The sequence below is a fragment of the uncultured Fibrobacter sp. genome, assembly GCF_937877005.1.
GTDB lineage: Bacteria > Fibrobacterota > Fibrobacteria > Fibrobacterales > Fibrobacteraceae > Fibrobacter.
Genome location: NZ_CALEFV010000049.1, coordinates 15,937 through 33,202, shown reverse-complemented (window position 1 = coordinate 33,202; position 17,266 = coordinate 15,937). Strand labels below are relative to the sequence as shown.

The window sequence follows — 17,266 nt, the reverse complement described above, 5'->3', positions numbered from 1 at the left end:
CCTCTCGCCACGAGCTTTTCAAGCGCGCCAAGAGCGACACCCGTATGCGGGCAGCAGTAGAGACCGATGCGGTCGCCGCGGTGGGCGGCGTTCGCAAGTTCTTCTTCAGTAACGCTCACGACCATGCCGTTTGTCTTCTGGATGGCGCGTACGGCCTTCGGGTAGCTGACCGGGTTACCGATCTGGATGGCGGAGGCAAGCGTCTTCTTCGCCTGCATCGGGACGAGCTTGTCGAAGCCGCGTTCGTAAGCCTGGAAGAACGGGTTGGCGTTTTCGGCCTGGGCGACGATAATGCGCGGGATGCGGTCGATGAGGCCCATGGCCTTGCAGTCTTCGAAACCCTTGGCCAAAGCACTCACGTTACCGAGGTTACCGCCCGGGATAATCACGGTGTCGGGAACCTTCCAGCCCATTTCCTGGCAGATTTCCGGAGAAATGGTCTTCTGGCCTTCCACGCGGAGGCTGTTCATGGAGTTCGCGAGGTAAATGCGGTTGTCGGCGGTGACCTGCTGCACAATCTTCATGCAACCGTCAAAGTCGGTGTCGAGGGCCAAGACGATGCTGCCGTTAGAAATCGGCTGGATCAGCTGGGCGACGCTGGTCTTCCCGGCGGGGAGGAACACGATGCTCGGAATGCCGGCCTTGGCGCAGTAGGCGCTGAGGGCTGCGGAGGTGTCACCGGTAGAGGCGCAGGCCACGGCGTCGATTTCGTGAATCTTTTTCTTGATAATGTGGTTCACCTGGCTCACGAGGACCGTCATGCCGAGGTCCTTGAAAGAACCCGTGTGGGAGTTGCCGCAAAGCTTGACCTTCAGGCTCTTGATGCCCATTTCTTTTGCCAAGGGAGCTGCGTCAAAGAGCGGGCTCCAGCCTTCGCGCATGGTGACGATGTCTTCGAGGGGCATGTCGGGAAGCACCATTTCGCGCTTGCTCCAGATGCCGCTCATGTCGGCCGGTTCGAAGCTCATGCGGCGTTCGGCGAAGAGCTTCTTCCATTCTTCGGGGCTCTTCTCGGCAAGGGCTGCACGGTCGTGTTCGACTTCGAGCAGGCTGCCGTCGACTTTGCTCCTGTAAATGACATCGGTCAGCGGGTAAGTATCGTCCCCGTTGATGTTCCTAAAATGGGCATTGAATTGAGCCATAATATCCTCTTGTTTTTACGGGTCAAATTTAGGAAATTTTTCGCTAATTTTCTATATTGTACGCGTAATTTACAGTTAGACTCGGAGTTCTGAGTGAAAAAGAATAGAAACGGTTTTATTGTCGGTCCGGCCTTCTTGGCAATCATTTTGTTGTTGGTGGCATTTTTGACGACATCCTGTATTTTTGAATCCGATGACAATGGCTTGGAATCGTGGCTTTCTACTCAGGGAATGCCTAGCAGTTATAAGATGCAAACATTGAGCATCGAAAATATCAAGCCGGTGTCGGCCGAGGCTTTCTTGGATACGTTCCCCAAATCTGCAGATGCGCGGGCTGTACTAGGTCATCGTTCGAACTTGACGCATGATCTTGTGATGGACTTTGCCTTTTCTCCGAAATCGAGCTTTATAAAGACATTCAAGGATTCGGATACTTCAGGATCGTTTCTAGTTCTATTCTGGCAGCGTGATTTTTACAAGATGAAGCAGTTCCCGAAGGATTCTCTTCCGCTGAAGGACGAGCTGACCGTGAATGTCAGCTGGATTTTGGAAACGAGCAAAAATTCCAATTTTATAGACAGCCTCATGGATGTCGAAGATTCCACTTGGTATGAAAGCTTGACCAAATGGGAACCGGATGCGTCCGCTGATACGACGCTAAAGATCAAAATGGCCAAGGGGGATACTTCAATCCGTATGGAGATGCCTTCGGCATTGGTGGAGGCGTTTAAAAAGATCAAGGGGTCTGCTCACTTGCAACTTCGTCTATCGGCTCCGGAAGCCGCCCGGGAATATCGTTTCAATGGTGATGCGACTTCCTATCCGCCTATCCTTGCGATTTTCGCTGATTCGACGACCTACATTTCGCCCAATCCGTTCCGCATGGCAAATATCGTGAAAAATGAGGAAGACTGCTCCGATTGTCCTATCTTGCATGGGGGAGTGTTTGATTCCTTGGTGATAGAACTTCCTCCGGAGCCCATCTTGGATGCTCTTTCAGAATTTTATGGAGACGAGTTCCCCTTTACGAAGGGGGACGGCAACGATGTTCGTCAGACGGTGATTCTAGCCGAACTGAAGATGCTGCGAGACGACTCCAAGGGTTGCAACGAACTTGGTCAACCGATACAGGTGGTCGTCGGTTCTTATGTTGATAGTGCCGATACGCAGGTCCGTCGAATGGAAAATTACCGTTTGAATAATGAAGTTATTCTTGAAAATGGTCACCAGAACTTGGTGTTCCACGATGGAGATTCCTTGACGGTGCAATTGACTGCTGGACTTCGGGACTTTGTGAATCGTGCAAGTGATGGTCGCAACATGAAGTTCATTATGCGTATGGGATACCCCTTCCTTCAAGAGAGGGACACGGCCTATACAAATTATAGGACAGCCGCAGGCGATACGAGTTTTGTGTTCCTGAATTACTTTGACTACGCTCGTTACGATTTCTCTACCTCGATGGAAAATCCGATGACACTAAAACTTTGGCTAGCCTCCAAGCGGGGGGATGAATAATGAAAAAGCTCCTCTTGTTCGTATTGTTTGTATTTGGATCTTCTTTTGCTTCGATGATCGGTGTGGAAGCTCTAGGTGAAGAGCATGTCATGGGAGGAACGGCTTCTGCGGCTGGTCGTGGTTTTGCGGGCAATGCAAAAGCAGGCGATGCCGAAGGATTGTCTGTTGTGAATCCTGCCCGACTGGCTTTCGATGTCAAGGTCGTTTTCAACCTGAACTTTCTGATTGAAATGGATGCGGCTCGCAATGATGGCGATCACTATACTGCAAATAATATAGCCTTGCCGTCGTTCAATCTGTCGTTCCCGATGGGTAACTGGGGGGCGATGGGCTTGTCCCTGTGGCAGCATTATGCAACAACGGTTAACGAGGAATTTGAGGATTCCGAGAATTCCTCCGATGTGAAAATTGAGTATCAGGGCAGCGTCTATGAACTGGTTCCGGCTTATGCTGTACGCTTGCCGATTTTCCGTTCCTTATCCTTGGGTGGGGCTGCTCACTTTGTGATGGGTAATACTTCCAGAGAACTGACTCTGGGTGGCAATACCTCCGCCGTCGCTGCCGAAGATGCATGGGGTGCCGGATCGTACAAGATCTCGGATTATGTTGACGGAACATGGGAAATCAAGAATCATCCTGCTTACTATACGGCGTCACTCCAGTATCGCGGTAAGCAGGTGTCCTATTTCTTCTCCTTTACGACGGGATATACTCTTCAAAACGAATTGAGCTACAATTTTAGATTTAGCGAAGCGGATACATTGGCTGCAACGCATTACACTCGTGAAATCGATGTTCCCGCATTGCTTGCAACGGGTATCAATTATCGTTTGGCCAAGCGCCACAATGTGATGGCTGATTTGCATTGGCGCGCCTGGGATAGCGATATCGAAAATCTTGGGGGCGGCTGGAATATTCCCGAAGTCACTGAAACTCAGAAGGATTTTATGATTTCGCTTGGTTACCAGTGCGATGGAAGTCCTCTGTTCTATGAATCGTATTTCAAGCGGATCAACTACCGAGTTGGTACATGGTATCGAAACTGGTATGTTAAGGATGTCTTTGAAATAGGAGGATCGCTAGGAGGCGGTTTCCCGTTAGGACGTAAGGGGACTACCCTGGATTTGGCTTTCCAGGGGGGTAAACGTTTTGCCGATACAGACCAGCAGTGGGAAGAATTTTTCATCTCTGCGCGTATTGGCCTAACAGGCATAGCGACATGGGGCATGGGACGCTGATAGTTTTATATGAAGGAGGCTGTCATGGCTACAAAAAAGGAACCTGAAACAAAGTCTAAAGTCAAGAGCACCGTCAAGAGCGTTGCGGAAAAGGCTTCTGCTAAGGTGAAAAAAGTCAAGGAAGTTACCGAAGCCGGAGCCAAGAAAAAGGTGGCTAAGGTTGTGAAGGAAGTCAAGGCTGTCAAGGCGACGGCTAAGAAAAAGATCGAGGCTGTTGCAGTCAAGAAAACAGCGACAAAGTCTGCCACTATTAAGACAATGAAGGATGCGGAAGAAAAGGCTGTGAAGGCTGTCGCCAAGGTCAAGAAGGCCGCAGCGACAAAGGTCTCCAAGATTTCTGCTGAAGTCAAGAAGGTGACCGGTAAGAAAACGGTTGCTACAAAGTCTGCCGCAAAGTCTGCTCCCGCTAAGCTCGCTAAGGTTTCTGAAAAGGATGTCGCCAAAATGGCGCAATCCTTCGATGCCGAATACTTGGTACTAATGCAGAAGGATCCGAACTGGATGCATGCCTTCTGGGAAGTTTCCGAAAATCGAATCAACGAAGCAAAGAAGGGCAAGGGGAAAATCGTCCTTCGCTTGTTTGATATCGCATCGGACCTGACCGTACAGCGTGGCAAGAAACGCAAGTTCCGTGATATCGAGGTCCCTGCCAATGCCCGCAGCTGGTATGTCGAGAATACGGCCGATAAGGCTGTGGTTGCCGTTCTTGGATCTGTGCAGGGCAAGAGTTTCAAGCCGATTGTGGAATCAAATCCGGTTGCCGTATTTGATAAGCATGCTGCTGCTCCTGCTGCAGATGACGCCTTTGCAAAGGCTTCTCTCGGTGGCAATACGCTCGGCAATTTCATGAGTTCTGGATTTTCCAGCCAGACGGCAGAATCCTGGCTCAAGAATCTCGGTGGCAATTTTGGAAGTTCTTCCGAATCAATGTTCTCGGGAGCGCTTTCGAGTGCAGCTCTCCAGTCCAATAATATCGAGGTGTCGAAGGATTCCGTGAACTACGGGAAGGATTTCTTCTTGTGGGTCAAGACTCGTTTGATTGTTTACGGAGGAACTCGTCCTGATGCTCATTTGCAGGTGCGCGGAGAACCGTTCCCGCTCAATCCGGATGGTACTTTCAGTTTTGAAGAAGACCTGCCGGATTGCACGAAGGTCATTCCGGTATTTGCAACAGACAAGGATGGTGATTTTCCGACCACGATCGTGCCGATTGTTGTAAAGCGTACGGAGTAGTCCTTTTTAATGGGCGCTCCCGGAAAAATTCTTTTCCTGATGCACGCACATTTACCTTTTGTGCGTCATCCGGAATATAAACGCTTCTTCGAAGAGAATTGGCTTTTTGAGGCCATTGCCGAAACCTATTTGCCTCTAGTGCAGGCAATGCGGCGCCTCTTGGAAAAGGGTGTTCCCGGAACGCTCAACTTAAGTATTTCTCCTCCGCTGATAGAGATGCTTTCGGATGAAAGTTTGATCGAAAAATTCTCGGAGCACCTGAAAAAGCAGCTCGAACTGATCGAAAAGGAAGTGGCTCGCAATGCCGGAACGGAGCTGGAGCAACTTTCACGGTTTTACCTTTCTCGTCAGCGGACGCTAATTGACTTGTGGGAAAATCGCCTGCATCGCAATTTGCTCGCTGAATTTCTGGAGCTTGAAAAGTTCGGAAAATTGAACCTTCTCACTTGCGTGGGTACTCATCCTTTTTTGCCCGCTTACCAGAGCGACCCTGCGTCGATTCGCATGCAGCTGGATGTGACCGTGCGTTGTTTTGAACGTGCCTTTGGCCGAAAGCCGAAGGGCGTTTGGCTTCCGGAGTGCGGATACTTTCCGGGACTTGATAAATATTTGGCCGAATTTGGCCTGCATTATTTTTTCTTGGAAACCCATGGAGCCTTGCTCGCGTCTCCGCCTCCCAAGTATGGCGTGTTTACGCCGCTCCGTACTACTCAGGGGCTTTACTGCATGGGACGCGAACAGAAAAGTTCTATGGAGGTATGGAGTCGTCGCACAGGTTATCCGGGACATCCTGAATATCGCGAGTTTTTCAAGGATATCGCGAAAGATCGTCCGCGCGACTATCTCGGAGAATATTTCTTTGCAGGTGATGAACCAATCGATACAGGTTTTAAGTACAATCGCATTACTGGCAGCGAACAGAAAGAGCTGTACCGTCCCTGGAATGCGATGCATCTTGCAGAGGACCATGCCCACCTTTTTGTGGTAAATCGCGAAACGACCATTTCTGAGCTGCTAGTGAATATGGACGGTAACAAGGCCGCCATGCTCTGCCCTTATGATGCGGAACTCTTTGGCCACTGGTGGTTTGAGGGCCCGATATTCCTTGAGGCAATGCTTGAACGTGCGGCATCTTCACCAGTAGTTGAATTTGCCGGAGCTGATGAAATAATGACTTCGTCGGCTGATCCAGATACTCATGAACCAGCGTTCTCTAGCTGGGGCGAAGGCGGTTTTGGATCGGTATGGATTAATGGTGAAACGGATAAATATTATCCGCAGTCGTATCGTCTGCGAGCCATGATTGATCACTTGGCTTCGATTCGCCAAAAGATGGGCGAACAATCCCCGCGTGGAATCCTGCTTGGTCGCTACATTAGGCAGATGGAGCGAGAACTGATGCTGTTCCAGTCTTCGGACTGGGCTTTCATGATTCACAATCATTCTGCTGATGGTTATGCTCGTCGCCGTCTAGATGAGCATTACAATAATGGGCATGCCCTGTTTGCGGAGGCCTGTAAAACTATCCTCAGGAATACGGAGAATCCGGCATCGAATTCCGTTTTGCCGGATCTTGAAAAGACCAATAATATATTTAGCTGGCTCTAGCTAGTATATTACGATAAAATCTTTGGTTTTGCCGTTGTTGCCGGCTCTGAAGCGGTAGACTCCAGGGACGAGCATCGACTTGACCTTATTTTCGTCAAGACAGAGCGTGCTGCTGTCGTAAGGAATCTTCTCGATGAGGTTTCCGCGACGATTTCGAATTTCTAGATGTTTCTTGCCTTGCGGGAGAGGGGTGAAACAGAGCAGTCCATGACGCCAGGGAGTTGGGTACGCTCGTAGGGTGGAGTCCGATATGGTGGTCGGTGTAATTTCGCTTTCGGAGAATCGACTTGTGATCCAGATTACGGAGTCAAGATCGGCTTCGTTCGCAAATTCAACACGGACGGAATCGACGCTGTTGGTGGTTGGTAGAAATCGAACCTTGTAGGAATGCTTGTTCAAGGCGATTGCCGAAGTTTTTCCTGTGAAATGGCCGAGGTCAGGAGTACCATTGGAGTAAAACTGGAATGCCAATGAATCAATGGAACGGACAGAAAAGTTTCCTGATTGGGCATTGATTCTGTAATCGCTCCATAGAGGTTGGTCGCGATCAATCCAGAAGGAGGAGTCAACGAGTGAACTCCGCCTGCCGGCAAAGGCGAGCCTTGTCGCGAAATCGTGGAAAAGGGAATCGGAGGAGAGCTTGCGCTTGCTTACGGCTTTGGCTAGATGATCCTGGAATGGTCTGTTAGGTTGTCGTGCGAAGCTTTCCCAAATCAGTTTGTCGGTATCGCGTCCGACATGGTTGTAGAGGTATAGGAATAGGGGACTTGCTCCATAATCATTGTCCATTTTATCTAGAGGCGTTCCGACGCTTTCAGAGGCTTCACGAAGGTAGGCAATATAGTCATTGACTTCGGAATAGATGACATTTTCCATTCCTACTGCAGATGCTTCGTACCAAAGGTTGATGTAAGAAAACATGTCTAGGTATCTTAGCTGAATTGCATGATAAAGTTCGTGTGCAGCGGTAATCCGTATGGCATTTATCCAGCGCTCCGCATAGGAATATCCATAGGTTGTGTTCACGAGGGGCTCGGTTGCGACTGTGTAGGGGCAATTCTTACCGTGGAAATGGGTCGAGTCTATTTGGGCGTTGGTTAAGGGCGTGAAGCGAAAATCATTGTCAATCATGAGTTCGCTTCGTGTAGAATCAAACGGAAATGTAAGTCCGTAGCATCCGTGGCAGACTCCGTTTAGGATTGATTTGGTGTTGCGCAGCAGATCGATGTCTAGCACTTCAACAGGATAGAGTCCTGTTGTTGTTGTTTTTTGATATTGGTATGTTTCGGAGCCGCCAATAGGGGCGCGCATCCCTGATTTTCGAACATGAAAATTCCAGGTATATTCAAGCGTATTGACAAGTGAATCGATAAATTCGGTAGTTGTCTGGTGGGGACCATCCAGCGTGTAAAATATTTCAAAATGTTCAGTTTTCTTTGTGTAGACGCTGTCATACAGGTCGCTTGCAGTACAGGAGGATATGTCGGTCTGTGCAAGGGGCTTTTGGTATAATAGTTGCCTGAGCGTCTTGCCTTGATTTTTCAAGTTTTCTAGAATGCGAGCGGTTCCGCACAAACCGTCTGCGAAAGAGGGAATGACGCTGAAAAAAAATACAACCAATATGAAAGATACGAGGCGGATCATGTGTTCTGTACCAGAATATTTTCTTCTACAAGAATGCGGCGGGCTTTATCTCGGATTGTGTCCGAAATGGCAAGAGCTTCCTGGTGAAAAGGCTTGATTCGTGCGTCGACAATGATGGGCGCGCTGCATGCCCAATGTTTGGTGCTTACATTCGCTCGGTAGCCAAAGATGTCTTTAGCAGGATCGGAACGGGTAAATGTCTGCCACAGAAAATCACGAAGTTCGCAACCGCATTTGTCGGAATGAGAATCGACAAGCGAAATCCATGGATAGTTTTCTCGATAAGGCCACTGGGAAAGTGCGTCCTCGATTTGAGAAATGTAGAACTCGCGATTTTTTTCGTCGTATGCGGGAGCTTCTAGCATCAAAATGCCTGGCATGGGAATTGAAATGGCCGTGATTCCTGGAATGTTTAAATTCAGGAGGTCCTGCTTATTACAGCGCAGTTCGCGCTTTCTGATACCAGCCGCAGCGATTGTCAGCTTCGAACCATGGTTGATGCGTCCTCCGGTATAGTCCAAGGTGTCGATGGTCGTGCAGGTCTCAAAATGCAGATCGCGCGAGAAATCGATGCGTTCCAGAACATGCGAGAAAAACCCGGCGACATCGTTCACGTCAATCTTGTGCTGCAAATCTTCGTCTTCGACGGCGGCAATCAAAAGATACTTGGTGAGGCTTGCCTGGTTGAATCCTAAGATGGCATTCGCCGTCTTCAAAAGTTCCGATGGCTCGCGGTCTTCTTGCTTGATATATGGACTGAATCTTTCATGTGCGAGAGCAAGGCACAGGGGGTGAACTCCTGCATCATCAATTGCGTGGAGTGCCACTAACCCGGGTATCGAGGCGGGAACCATGGGCTTTGTTATCTGGTGAATAAACTTCCCGAAAAGGGTGTCTTCTTGCGGGGGACGTCCCACGACCGTAAACGGGAAGATGGCGTTTTTTTTGCAAAGAACTTTTTCGACCTTGAGGTACGGAAAATCATGCTTGTCGGAATAGTAACCAATGTGGTCGCCGAAGGGTCCTTCGGGTTTTAGTTCTGGCTGAATTTCTCCGAGTATGCAGAAATCTGCATCGCTAGAGACTATATAGTTGTTGTGAATAAAATAACGAAATCTCCTTCCGCTGAGCATTCCTGCGAATAGAAGTTCGCTCAGATTTTCGGGCATGGGCATGACGGCTGCGACTGTATGCGCCGGAGGTCCACCGATAAAGACGCTTACTTTAAGGGGACGGCCTTCTTCGATTGCCTTTTGGTGGTGCCTTGCGATGTCTCGCTTAATCTGGTAGTGCAACCCGCATTCTGCATTTGGAATGTAGTCGTTGCCAGAAATTTGGATACGGTACATGCCTACGTTCGTTGTCATGATGCCGGTATCGATCCCGGGTCGCGATGCAACCTGCGGAAGTGTGATGAAGGCTCCTCCGTCGCGGGGCCAACAAACAAGTTGCGGCAAGTCCGATAGCTTGCATTCCAAGAAGTCCTTGATGCTCCCGCTTTTGCGGGGAAGCGAATGGATTCCGGTGAGTGCTGCTTTCCACAATTTTTTTAGATTGGCTTGCTTGAAAAAATTAACAGGATTTGACTTGAAAAGAACTGCCGTTTGCGTTCCTCTGAGGGTATCCCGGAAGAGATAGTCGAGTCTTTCCTGTGTGCCAAAGATGTTACAGACTGCTCTGAAAGGGCTTCCTTTGACATGTTCAAAAAGTAAGGCTGGACCGCCGGCTTCGAACACCTGACGAGCGATTTCTGGCATTTCCAGGTTCGGATCCACTTCTCGCTGAATACGTCTCAACATGCCAGCTTTTTCTAAATCCAGCAGGGCCTGTTCCAAGTTCTTGTACATGGAAGACCCCTATCCGGCGGTGGCGGATTGTTCGATAGCCTCGAATCCTTGGGTCTGTTTCTTGTTTTCGATGGCAAGGAGAGCGTCGCGCATGTCCTTGCGGCTTGCGACTGCGTATATGATTGAAGCCTTATCCATGACTTTTGCAAATACATCCTCGGGGAATTCGCTAAAGCCCTGGAAGGAAAATTCGTCATAGCAGGCGGTCATGTTGCCTTCATCAACGAATTCGTGGCTTGCGTTGAAGCCGCGGAAAGGTCCTTTGCCGAGTCGTACCATGACCTTGTTGCCCTTTACGGCGCTAATCATGCCTGTCCAGCTGATTTTTTTAAAGCCGACGATGACCGTGTAGCGGACAGCTTCGCCTGGTTCGAGAATCTTGGGTAACGTGTAATGGATTACGGGCTCTTTTCCGACAGTCACATTCATGGGGGCATAACGCATTGTTTCTAGCATGTTTGCTAGAGTGTATTCTTGCCATGAAGTTTGACTGTACTGAACCATATGTGAATAATTTAGTAAAAAAAAGGGCGATGCGCACGAATTGATGAATAATTCTCAAAAAAAGGTCTGTATAAATTTATATTTGAGTCGTTAGGAAAAGACATAGTATTATGATACCCAAGAAGATACATTACATTTGGCTTTCAAATGACCCTCTGCCGCTTTTACCGCGTCTCTGTATTGACAGCTGGAAACGTCATTGTCCTGATTACGAAATAATTCATTGGGACATGACAAAATGTCAGAAAATCATAGATGAAGTTCCGTTTGTCCGCGAAGCTGTTCAACTTTCGAAATGGGCTTTTGCCAGTGATTATATACGACTGTATGCGATTTTCAGCGAAGGTGGAATATATCTGGATAGCGATGTTTTCGTCTACCAGAATTTTGATCCGTTTCTTGAGAACCGTTACTTTACGAATATAGAGTTTACTTCGCATTTTAAGAAGAATAAGTCCTGGAAATTTTTGAATGAAGATGGAACCAAGAAGGATCCGAACCAGATTGCTCTTCCGGGGCTTGCCTTGCAGGCGGCTATTTTTGGTGCCGAAGCGGGACATCCGTTCTTGAGAAAATGTATGGAATATTATGAAAAGGAAAAGTTCATTCTGCCTGATGGGGAATTGAACATTAAGAACATTTCTCCCTTTATATATGCTCACATGGCTCAACAGTATGGATTTGTATACAAGAATGAACTGCAAAAGATTTCTGAAGGAATGACTATTTATCCAGGCGAAGTCTTTTTGCCCAGCTTGAATGAATCAAAAACAAAACCTTTTGCCATACATGTGACAAATGGAAGCTGGCGGCCTTTCTGGCAACGGGTGAAAAATTTCTTGCGAAACGCCCCCCGAGGTACTATCGAAAACAGACTTGCCGCCTACGAAAGTAAGAGACCTATTGAGATTTAAGGATTGTATGCCCTCAGTCAAGTATCTTTTTGTCCTGACCAGTTCCCCGAAGGATTTTTTCTGTGAACAGACGCTGGTAGCCATCGCCTCTTTGCGAGTGCATAACCCGGGCGCCTTTGTGACGCTCCTGACCGACGACAAGACGGCGGAAACTTTGGTCGGTCCCCGCGCAGTTTTGAAGGACGCTGTGGATGAGTTGAAGGTTTTGACCCTCGACGAAAAGTTCACGCCCATGCTGCGTTCCCGCTACCTCAAGACGGTCATGCGCAATGTGGTTGACGGCGATTTCCTGTACATGGATTCCGACATTGCGATTGTGGGTGACCTTTCGATTCCTGAAGAATGGAAAGGCGGAATTTACGCGGTGCTCGACTTTCACACGAATCTCTCGAAGGCGATCAACCGCAAGAAGGTCTTGAACAACGCGAAGATGATGGGCTTCTCGCCGATTCTGAACGACGAAATCTTTAACGGGGGCGTGATGTTTGCGGCAGACACTCCCGAAGCCCGCAAGTTTTTTGAGACCTGGCACGAACTGTGGCTCTATTGCGTGTCCAAGAACTTCCCCTACGACATGGCGAGCCTCGCCGAGACGAATTTCAAGTTTAATTACATTACCCAGAAAATGCCCGGTGGCTGGAACTGCCAGCTGGCTTACGGCAACCGCTTTCTCCCAACAGCGAAGGTGCTGCATTTCTTCGGTTCGCGAATCATCGATACCCGCGGTCACAAGGTACCCGCCAGCATGGACCTGTTCTTGCCCAAGATTTTGCGCAAGGACTTCTACACCGACCTGAAGAACATTCCGGTGAAGGTCAATGCCGACAAGAGCATTACCATCAACGAGTATTATGACGACGTGATTGCCCACGCCAAGGAAGAATTTGAATTCCAGACCCGCAAGGTGGGGGCAGCAGGCGCCTACATTATCCGCAGCTACGCCTTCGCCAAGTCGCTCGCCTGGATTTACAAGAAGATGCCGTTCCTCGTGTTCCCCTTGAGAGTGCTCGGAAAAATCCTCGGGAGGTAACGATGAACCTGCTTTTCAATCTGGTTGCGGTACAGCCGATTCATAGCGCCAAGTTCCACGGCGGAGGCTCTTACGGCGAAGTGATTTTCTGGGCGCTGGTCAAGCGCGGCGTGCAATTCAGCTGCGCTTACGATAGCCGCAAGTATCTGGACCCTATGATTCTCGATGCGTGCAAAACGCAGAACATTCCGCTATTCGATATCAACGAAAAAACTCCGCAGCAGATTGTCGACGAAAACCAGATTGATACCTTCTACACGCCGCTTTATTCCCTTGAAAAAAAGTGGGATGTTGATGTCAAGGATTTTGTGTTTACCTGGCATGGCGTGCGTGCACTCGAAATGCAGTACAGCTGGGCCGGCGTCGGTTTCGCCAAAAAGCTCGGACAGAAGTTCGAAGCGCTGGTGCGTTACCGCGAAAGCTGGAAAAAGTATTTCTACAAGCCCAAGTATCAGGCACTCGCGACCCGCATGGCGGAGTCGCTGACTTCAGGTCCGGAGGGTCGCAAGGTCCGAGCCATCACGGTGAGCGAACACAGCCGCGCCTCCATCAAGGCGTTCTTCCCGGAACTCATGGATTTGGAAATTCCCGTGTTCTACAGCCCCATGAGGTCATATGAGCCCGAAGGTTTCCTGCCGCCGGGTGTTACTGCGAAAAAATACTTCTTGCTTACGAGCGGAGCCCGCTGGGAAAAGAACAACCTGCGCGCCGCCCGCGCGTTCGATGAACTGGTGGGCATGTATGAATCGCAGGGCAAATCGTTTGACTACAAGATGGTCATTACCGGCGCTACGAATGCGCGTGCCTACCTGCGCCATCTCAAGCATAAAGACCGCTTTGTCTTGCTCGGCTATGTGGAAAGCAAGGAACTGGAATTCTTGCACCAGAACGCCTACGCTTTTGTATTCCCGAGCCTGAACGAAGGCTTTGGCTACCCGCCGGTGCAGTCCATGCGCTACGGCGTGCCTGTGGCCGCAAGCGGTACGACTTCGATTCCCGAGGTCTGTGGTGATGCGGTGCTGTACTTTGACCCGTATTCCGTAAGCGAAATCAAGAACCGCCTGGTACAACTGCTCGACGCCCGCATCTATGCGGATTTTGCACAGCGCGCGCCCAAGCGTTACGCGCAGGTCCACGCGCGTCAGGTCGAGGATCTGGAATACGCTGTAAATTTTATCATGAAAATCTAGGGTTCCTAGAATTTCCGTTTGTAGAAGAGGTACTGTGCACCCAGTATCAGCAACGTTGCTACGTAGATGGCAATTTTGTGCCACATTTCCAGCTGGACACCGTCAATGTTGACGAAAATGTAAAGCCCGATAAGGGCCAGAATCCAGACGAATTCTACCCATAGCTTGCGAGAGTAAGGCTGCATTTTTCGGCGCAGCAGATAGACATTATAACAGATTGCGGAAGCAAGCCCGTAGATAAACATGGAAAGCGCCGCTCCGACAAGTTCAAATGGCGGAATCAGCAGGAACCCAAATAATAGCGAAAGTACCAATGCAAGTAAGCTCACCTTCAGGTTCACGATGCTCTTGCCGATACCGTCGATAATCGTATTGACCATGCCAAAAAAAGTTGCAATTAGCTGGAAGAAGAGAAGTATTCCGAGTGCTTTGGGTTGCATCACGAAGCTTTTGCCGGCAATCGACATGATTTCGGCGGGGAAAAGTACGATGAAGAATCCGATGACAATCTGGATCATGGTCGCCATAGAGACACAGTAGGAATAGACTGGCTTGATGTCTGTTTTGAGGCGTTCCTCGTTCATTTCAGAAACGACCGGAATCAGAATGGGGTTGAACCCGTTTCGGATGGTCTGTAGTCCGTTTGCAAGTGTCGTCATGAGCGCATAGACGCCGGCAGCTTCGGCTCCTAGGAAGAAGAGAACCATCCATAGGGTTGAACGCATCAGCAGGTTTCCTGTCAGAACATTGAATCCGATAGGCAGAGAGTAGAGCACCAGTTCTTTCTCAATTCTTTTCTTGGGAATGAGGGGCATGTCCTTGAACTGGGAACGGATCACTAGCGAATGCATGATGAATCCGCCCATTTGGCCAAGCAGCAGGCCGAAGGGGAGTGCGTGTGGAATGTCGCAGAAATGTAGAATGATCGATGCCCCCGGAGAAAGTACGGCTACGAGAAAGTCGTTGATCAGGATGGCATACCATGGCTTGCGGTTGCCTTCGGAGGAATTGCTCAGAACAAAGGTGCCGGAGTAGAATACTAGGGAAAGGGCATAGTAGGGGAGTTCGTCCGAAACGAAATCCGTGAATGATCCTGCAAAAATGATAAGCGTGATAAACAGCGAAATGGCGATGGTTACCCAGAACGATTCCATGATGCCCTGATGTGGAGGGCGGTTGTGGAGCTTGTTCTGGGGGAGGTACCAGTGCAGTCCTCGATCTAGTCCGATAGTGGAGGCCCTGGAAATGGTTAGCAGCAAAGCTTGCGTCGAAACGAAAATACCGAACTCGTTCGCGCCGAAAATACGTGCGAGTACCACCGTCAATAGCGGCCCGCATATTTTAAGCGCAGTCCCCAGGATGTTGAAAAGGGCTCCTTTCTTTAGGAATTTGCTATCGGATTCGAGATTATTCATTGTTCTTTGGTCGGCATAAGCTTGTTTCTGTAGACTATATACTTCCAAGTGTTTGAAATGGCTCGCATGGTAGCTGTCGTCTTGAGTATTTCTTCGCGGCTTATTTCGGTTGGTTGCTCGTTCACGAATCCTTCAACGGGACTAGCCGTATTCCAGGTCGGTTCATGGTCTTTCTTTAAAACGAGTGCCGGGTCCTTGCCTTCGACATTCGGGAGCAGGAACGTGAGCGAGTCGTTACGCAGAGCCATGTCGCCGCCGCGGAAGGAATAGACCGGAGGAAGTTCCATGGTGCAGCTGGAATCCTTGCATTGAAGCAGGTTCGTTCCCATGAAGTGGTTCGATACATCTAGGTCAAGGTAGCCGATAATCGATGGCGCGATGTCTCCTTGAGAGACCGGGCGCGTGTCTGTGCGGGGCTCGATGCCGGGGCCTGCAAATAGGAGCGAAACCCAGGTAAAGGCATCGGAAGCCTGGCCAACCTTTTCTACGGTAGGCATTTGCTCACTAGTGGGGAGGGAATGGTCTCCGGTTAAGATAAACAAGGTATTGTTTGCTCTTGGCCCCTTTGCAACTTCGTCCATGATGATGCCGAGTGCGCTATCCATATAGGCTACGGCACGGAGATAGGCTTCGTCAATGTCGTCCGGTTTTGGTCCCATATCTTCGGGAAGGTCAAACGGGATATGCATGCTGCAACTCATCCAATGATAGAATAGCGGCTTGTCCTTGGGTCGTGTTTTATAGTGCTCAATAAAGCGGTGGGCCATGGCGACATCACTGTGATTCTCGGGGTTGTATTCTACGTAATCAAACCACTTTTGGAACCAGACCATTCCGTTGTCGAAATACGGGTCTGAACCGATAAGAACCTCGGTATGGTAATTGGCGTCGCGAAGAATTTCAGAAATGGATCGCATCTGTGTGTTGGGATAGCTGTTGAGCAACACATGATGAGGAAGGCTCAAGACGCCTTCCATGATGCCGAGTAGACCTTCAATAGAGGGAGAACCAACGCTGTAGGCATAGGGAAAGTAGAGGCTGTTTTTGACGAGTTCGCAAAGGTGCGGCGCGCGCTTGCAGTTTTCTTCAACGCGCATGTCGTTGGTCCAGCCTCGCAGACTTTCTATGGTGAAAAGGATGATGTCCGGCTTTTCTTCAAGAGTCTTGGCCTTGAATGCATCGAGAGAGGCTTTTTCGTTATTCGCTTCTTTCCAGAAGGGGTATTCCTGATCGGGATTTCCGCGGAGTGCGATGACTCCTTCGCGATAGTCGACAGGAGGATTCCTTGTCTTGAGAATTTCAAGGAAGTTGTCTGTAAAGCTGTAGATGACGGGCTTGATGCGTACTTGCCTGCGCGATACAGGATTGTACCACCAGAACGAGGTGCAGCCGACGACGGCGAGGATAAACATGATGCTCAGAGACAAGATGTTTTTCTTGTAGGGAGTGGCAAAAAAGATGTTCTGTTTCTTTTTGAGCGTAAAGAAGACAAGTGCGGCCGTAAAAAAGACTACGATACCGACAGTCAGTAAAAAGTGGGAGGCGTCACCCCAGAAAATGTTCGAGGCGAGTTCGGTGTCGGAAAACGCCAGAATGTAGGTGCTGATAAACGAGAAGGATAGCTTCTGGCTCATCCAGCGCATGATTTCGTCATCGGTTCCGGCAAGAATAAGATAGAGTGAGCCGAGGATAATTGAAATGGCCTTTAAAATTTGGACACCCTTGCCGCGGACGAAAAAAGATATGGCGTAAAAACAGGTTGCCAAAGCCATGCATACGCCAGATTCCACATAAAGTGTGTGCCACAGAAATTTGTCAATACGGTCGACAAAGACTCCGCCATAAGGTGTTTTTAGGCAATAGAGTGATAGAAGTAGCGAAAAACGGCCTGCGACCAAAATCAGACCATACCATAACCAGTACCAACGGAACATTAGAATCTCTCTCCTTTTTAACGCTGCCAAATATAGATATCTTGTGGGA

13 protein-coding genes are annotated in these 17,266 nt (G+C 49.3%); 7 read left to right on the top strand and 6 right to left on the bottom strand.

Going from position 1 to position 17,266, the window contains the following annotated elements:
* A partial coding sequence (gene thrC / locus Q0628_RS02890) for a threonine synthase (protein WP_298768071.1) occupies window positions 1–1,142 on the bottom strand: 1,142 nt, incomplete at its 3' end.
* A 93-nt stretch (window positions 1,143–1,235) separates the two neighbouring features.
* Between thrC and Q0628_RS02885 the strand changes: the two genes are divergently transcribed.
* From Q0628_RS02885 to Q0628_RS02870, 4 genes are read left to right on the top strand one after another with little or no spacing between them, the layout of a single operon-like run.
* A complete protein-coding gene (locus Q0628_RS02885; protein WP_298768070.1) occupies window positions 1,236–2,660 on the top strand; it encodes a hypothetical protein in 1,425 nt (474 codons plus the stop codon).
* A complete protein-coding gene (locus Q0628_RS02880; protein WP_298768069.1) occupies window positions 2,660–3,898 on the top strand; it encodes a hypothetical protein in 1,239 nt (412 codons plus the stop codon). The genes Q0628_RS02885 and Q0628_RS02880 overlap by 1 nt, the downstream gene beginning before the upstream one ends.
* A gap of 24 nt (window positions 3,899–3,922) precedes the next feature.
* Window positions 3,923–5,131 (top strand): DUF4912 domain-containing protein, encoded by a 1,209-nt coding sequence (locus Q0628_RS02875; protein WP_298768068.1) that lies wholly within the window; start codon window positions 3,923–3,925, stop codon window positions 5,129–5,131.
* A 39-nt stretch (window positions 5,132–5,170) separates the two neighbouring features.
* The gene (locus tag Q0628_RS02870; protein ID WP_298768067.1) at window positions 5,171–6,739 is read left to right on the top strand and encodes a 1,4-alpha-glucan branching protein domain-containing protein; all 1,569 of its coding nucleotides are present in this window, start codon (window positions 5,171–5,173) and stop codon (window positions 6,737–6,739) included.
* Here the strand turns inward: Q0628_RS02870 and Q0628_RS02865 are convergent, their stop codons facing one another.
* Genes Q0628_RS02865 through Q0628_RS02855 form a run of 3 tightly spaced genes read right to left on the bottom strand, consistent with a single transcriptional unit; the run spans window position 6,740 to window position 10,686 of the window.
* Window positions 6,740–8,359 (bottom strand): hypothetical protein, encoded by a 1,620-nt coding sequence (locus tag Q0628_RS02865; protein WP_298768066.1) that lies wholly within the window; start codon window positions 8,357–8,359, stop codon window positions 6,740–6,742.
* A gap of 20 nt (window positions 8,360–8,379) precedes the next feature.
* Window positions 8,380–10,230 carry a UbiD family decarboxylase gene (locus Q0628_RS02860; protein WP_298768065.1) on the bottom strand — a complete coding sequence of 617 codons (1,851 nt, stop codon included), beginning with the start codon at window positions 10,228–10,230 and terminating at the stop codon, window positions 8,380–8,382.
* A 9-nt stretch (window positions 10,231–10,239) separates the two neighbouring features.
* Window positions 10,240–10,686, bottom strand: a complete 447-nt coding sequence (locus Q0628_RS02855) for a hypothetical protein (RefSeq protein ID WP_298768064.1) — start codon at window positions 10,684–10,686, stop codon at window positions 10,240–10,242.
* Between the two features lie 155 nt (window positions 10,687–10,841).
* On the opposite strand from Q0628_RS02855, the gene Q0628_RS02850 reads away from it, so the two are divergent.
* Genes Q0628_RS02850 through Q0628_RS02840 form a run of 3 tightly spaced genes read left to right on the top strand, consistent with a single transcriptional unit; the run spans window position 10,842 to window position 13,868 of the window.
* The gene (locus Q0628_RS02850; RefSeq protein ID WP_298768072.1) at window positions 10,842–11,648 is read left to right on the top strand and encodes a glycosyltransferase family 32 protein; all 807 of its coding nucleotides are present in this window, start codon (window positions 10,842–10,844) and stop codon (window positions 11,646–11,648) included.
* A gap of 7 nt (window positions 11,649–11,655) precedes the next feature.
* A complete protein-coding gene (locus tag Q0628_RS02845) occupies window positions 11,656–12,678 on the top strand; it encodes a hypothetical protein (RefSeq protein WP_298768063.1) in 1,023 nt (340 codons plus the stop codon).
* A gap of 2 nt (window positions 12,679–12,680) precedes the next feature.
* Entirely contained in the window at window positions 12,681–13,868 is a 1,188-nt protein-coding gene (locus Q0628_RS02840; RefSeq protein ID WP_298768062.1) for a glycosyltransferase, read from the top strand.
* A gap of 5 nt (window positions 13,869–13,873) precedes the next feature.
* Here the strand turns inward: Q0628_RS02840 and Q0628_RS02835 are convergent, their stop codons facing one another.
* Window positions 13,874–15,283, bottom strand: a complete 1,410-nt coding sequence (locus Q0628_RS02835) for a polysaccharide biosynthesis C-terminal domain-containing protein (RefSeq protein WP_298768061.1) — start codon at window positions 15,281–15,283, stop codon at window positions 13,874–13,876.
* Window positions 15,280–17,217 carry a sulfatase-like hydrolase/transferase gene (locus tag Q0628_RS02830; protein WP_298768060.1) on the bottom strand — a complete coding sequence of 646 codons (1,938 nt, stop codon included), beginning with the start codon at window positions 17,215–17,217 and terminating at the stop codon, window positions 15,280–15,282. Before Q0628_RS02830 ends, Q0628_RS02835 begins: the two co-directional genes overlap by 4 nt.
* Window positions 17,218–17,266: the final 49 nt, after the last annotated feature.